Source organism: Streptomyces sp. NPDC054840 (assembly GCF_053611065.1).
This window is the reverse complement of record NZ_JBSGZP010000667.1, coordinates 1-3,990: the sequence shown is the minus strand read 5'-3', so window position 1 is coordinate 3,990 and position 3,990 is coordinate 1. Positions and strand designations below refer to the sequence as shown.

Here is a 3,990-nt window from a genome sequence, read left to right as displayed (position 1 = left end):
CCGTCCGGCCTGCTGGAGGGGGCGCCGATGAAGTTCGGTGCCAAATCCGTCATGTCACATCGCTTCCGTGAAGCGGCACTCTGCCGCAGGTCGGGCCGGCTCGACGGGGCGAGCGGGGTCAGCGGGCACCGGCCGGGGACACCCGGCCGACACGCGTCCCCGGCATGCCGACGGGACTCCACGCCCGACACGCTAGCAAACCGGCATCGTGCCCCGGTCGGCCTACTGGCCGAACGGGTTACCGGTCCGTCCCTCGCGAGGTGGCCGGCGTACCGCGACCGGTCCTCTCGGCATCCCGGGGATGCAGCAGCCGGAGCCGGACCGGGTCAGCAGAAGATCGTCGGAGTCGCGGTGTTCCGTGTCGCGGCCCGTGAAGTCCGGCTCGGGTACCCGGACCGACGATCCGGCCATCAAGACGGGCGGGGATCCACCGCGGTTCATCGGGACGCGCCCGAACCCGCCCCGTGTGACCGACTTCACACCGGCTTCGTTCACGTCCCTGCGACCCGGACCCCTTCTCCCGCAAGCCCCGCCCCAGGACCCTCGCGGGCCGGAGGCGGAGCGGCCGTTCGCCCGGCCCCGGCACGGTCCGGTGCTGTGACCGGAGAGAGGTTCACCGGGTCACAGCACTAGCGGCGGGCGAACGCCACGCGATGGGCCGGGTCGCGGACCTCGCCGACCAGCATTTCGAGGACGTCCTCCATGGCGACCAGGCCCAGGACCCGGCCCGCCGGGTCCGCGACCTGCGCGAGGTGCGTGGCGTCCCGGCGCATGACGCTGAGGGCGTCGTCCAGCGGGACGGTGGCGCACAGCGTGGTCATCCGGCGCCAGACCCGCTGCGGGACGGCCCGCTCCCGGTCTTCCAGGTCCAGTACGTCCTTGACGTGCAGGTAGCCCATGAAGGCTCCGCTGTCGGCACGGACGGGGAACCGGGAGTAGCCGGTGCGCACGGTCAGCTGCTCGATCTGCCGCGGGGTCACCTCCGGGCCGACCGTGACCAGTCGGTCCGGGCCGAGGAGGACGTCGGTGACGGGGCGGCTGCCCAGTTCCAGGGCGTCCTCCAGCCGCTCCTGCTCGACCGGCTCCAGGAGTCCGGCCTGCCGGGAGTCCTGGAGGAGCCGGCCCAGCTGGGCGGAGGTGTAGACCGCCTCGACCTCGTCCTTGGGCTCCACCTTGAAGAGCTTCAGGACGAGCTTGGCACAGGCACCGAGCGCGGTGGTGACCGGTCCGCACAGGCGGGCGAAGGCGACCAGGCCGGGGCTGAACCACAGGGCGGTCTTCTCCGGGGCGGCCATCGCCAGGTTCTTCGGCACCATCTCGCCGATCACCAGGTGCAGGAAGACCACGGCGCTGAGCGCGACGGCGTAGCCGAGCGGGTGGATCAGGCCCTGCGGTACGTGGACGGCGTGGAAGACGGGCTCCAGCAGCCGGGCCACAGTGGGTTCGGCGACCGCGCCGAGGGTGAGCGAGCAGATGGTGATGCCGAACTGCGCCGCGGCCATCATGCGGGGCAGGTTCTCCAGGCCGTGGAGCACTTGGCGGGCCCGTTTGGAGTCGGCCGCGAGGGGCTCGATCTGGCTGCGCCGTACGGACACGAGCGCGAACTCGGCACCGACGAAGAAGCCGTTGGCGAGACCCTGCCGCTGGCCTACGTGGTGGGGGCGCGGGTTCTTGGGGGGGCGCCTGCCCGCGCGGCCGGGGGGGGTGCGCCCCATGCCGCACCGTCGGCCGCGGAGGCGGACCGGTAGGCGCCGGCCGCGGGCACCGCCGCGAGCCGGACCAGCCGGACCCGCTCGGCGCGGTTGCGTCCGACCCGGCGGACGGACAGTTTCCAGCCGGGGAGCTCCGCACGGTCCCCGGGGGCGGGGATCCGGCCGAGCAGGTCGGCGACGAGGCCGGCGACGGTCTCGTACGGGCCTTCGGGAACTTCCAGGCCTATCCGGCGCAGGGTCTGCACCCGGCAGCTGCCGTCGGCCTCCCAGGAGGGGTGGCCGTCCTCGGCCGGTACGGCGGCCAGTTCGGGGGTCTCGTCCTCGGCGAAGTCGTGCTCGTCGCGGACCTCGCCGACGAGTTCCTCGACGATGTCCTCCAGCGTGACGACGCCGGCGGTGCCGCCGTACTCGTCGACGACCACGGCCATCGGCTGCTCGCTGCGCAGCCGCTCCAGCAGCGGCTGCACCGGCAGGGAGCCGGGCACCAGGAGCGGGGCGACGCAGATCCGGCTCACGCTCGTGCGGTCGCGTTCCGACTCGGGCACGGCGAGGGCGTCCTTGAGGTGGACGACGCCGGTGATCTCGTCGATGCGGTCGCGGTAGACGGGGAAGCGGGACAGGCCGGTGGCGCGGGTCAGGTTGAGCACGTCGGCCGCGGTGGCCGTGTGCATCAGGGCGCTGACCTTCACCCGGGGGGTCATGACGTGCTGGGCCGTGAGCTCGCCCAGCGAGAGGGTGCGTACGAAGAGGTCGGCGGTGTCCTGTTCGAGGGCGCCGGCCTGGGCCGAATGGCGGACCAGGGAGAGCAGTTCTCCGGGGGTCCGGGCGGAGGCCATCTCATCGGTCGGTTCCACGCCGAGCGCCCGTACGAGGCGGTTGGCCACGGCGTTGAGTGCGGCGATCACGGGCCGGAAGGCACGGGAGAAGCCGTTCTGGGGGCCGGCGACGAAGCGCGCCACCTGGAGCGGCCGGGAGACCGCCCAGTTCTTCGGGACGAGCTCACCGACGACCATCTGGACGGCGGAGGCGAGCAGCATGCCGATGACGACGGCGACGCCGGAGACGGCTCCCTTCGGCAGGCCGGTCGCCGCGAGCGGCCCCGCCAGCAGTGCGGCGAGGGCGGGCTCGGCGAGCATGCCGACCACGAGGGAGGTGATGGTGATGCCGAGCTGGGTGCCGGAGAGCTGGAAGGACAGCTCCCCCAGGGCCTTGACCACTGTGCGGGCACGGCGGTCACCGTCGGCTGCGGCGCGTTCGGCCTCGGGTCGCTCCACGGTGACGAGGCCGAACTCGGCGGCCACGAAGAACCCGTTGGCGAGGATGAGGGCGAAGGCCGCCGCGAGCAGAAGTAGCGGGGTGGTCATGCCGCCGCCTCCGGGGGGAGGGCGGCGCGGGTACTACCGGACGATCCGTCCATTGCTGGAGGGAGTCACTCCTCAAGTCGCAGGTGCCCACGGGCCACGAGGTCCCGGGGCCGGTGGGAGGGCGCACAGCTGCGCCCCGCCACCAGGGTAGTCATTGAGATCCCGGCCGCAACGGTACGCAGCCGTGGGGATGGGCCGACTCAGTGGTCGCCGGTGCCCGTTCCGTGTGCTTCGGCCAGGGCGCGCAGGGTGCGGGCGTCGCCGATCGCCTGCTGCTTGGCGACGCCCGGCTGGATGCCGAGGGCGGGCAGGCTGGTGCCGTCGCTGAGGTCGAGGAACACCCACGGGTCGCCGGGGCGGAGGTTGACCCGCAGGATCTGGGCCCACTCCAGGCGGCGGCTGGTGGTCAGGTTGACGACCGTGACGCCGGTCTCGTCCGCGACCACCTTGGGGCGGCTGAGCAGGACGAGCACGGAGCTCAGCAGGACTGCGGTGAAGATGAAGCTGATCCGCTCGCCCGGGCCGAGGTTCTCCAGCAGCAGGGCGATCGCCGTGATGGTGGCGAACATGGCGAGCCCGACGCCCAGCAGGACGACCCGGGTGCGGGTCGGCCGGAAGGTGACCGGCAGGGTGGGTGGGGTGGGCTGGGCGGCGGAGTCGGCCATGGTGCGGTGCCTTCTGGAAGTGGCGTGCGGATCGGTGGGGGCATGCCGGTGGGGCTCGCCGGTCACCCGCCTGGGGGTGTCCGGCGGATCAGGGTCGGACGGTGCCGGGCGGCCCGGGACCGGCTCTGATCCGCCGGCATCCTAAGGGCTGTCGCGTAATCCCCGGTGGATCGGCGCACGGCGTCGGATGCGGTGCATCGCAAGGCGGAGGGGCGCCCCCATACTGGGCGTATTCGGGCGTTCCGACAA

The 3,990-nt window shown here is 72.8% G+C and carries 3 protein-coding genes; all 3 read right to left on the bottom strand.

Features of this window, described 5'->3' with window-relative positions; all coding sequences use genetic code 11:
• Positions 1 to 629: 629 nt before the first annotated feature.
• Positions 630 to 1,715: a hemolysin family protein gene (locus ACWGIU_RS31875; RefSeq protein ID WP_453711588.1), complete on the bottom strand. Its 1,086-nt coding sequence runs from the start codon at positions 1,713 to 1,715 to the stop codon at positions 630 to 632.
• The gene (locus ACWGIU_RS31870; RefSeq protein ID WP_453711587.1) at positions 1,649 to 3,076 is read right to left on the bottom strand and encodes a hemolysin family protein; all 1,428 of its coding nucleotides are present in this window, start codon (positions 3,074 to 3,076) and stop codon (positions 1,649 to 1,651) included. The genes ACWGIU_RS31875 and ACWGIU_RS31870 overlap by 67 nt, the downstream gene beginning before the upstream one ends.
• A 200-nt stretch (positions 3,077 to 3,276) precedes the next feature.
• On the bottom strand, positions 3,277 to 3,741 hold the full coding sequence (locus ACWGIU_RS31865) for a PH domain-containing protein (RefSeq protein ID WP_453711586.1): 465 nt from the start codon (positions 3,739 to 3,741) through the stop codon (positions 3,277 to 3,279).
• Positions 3,742 to 3,990 lie beyond the last annotated feature (249 nt).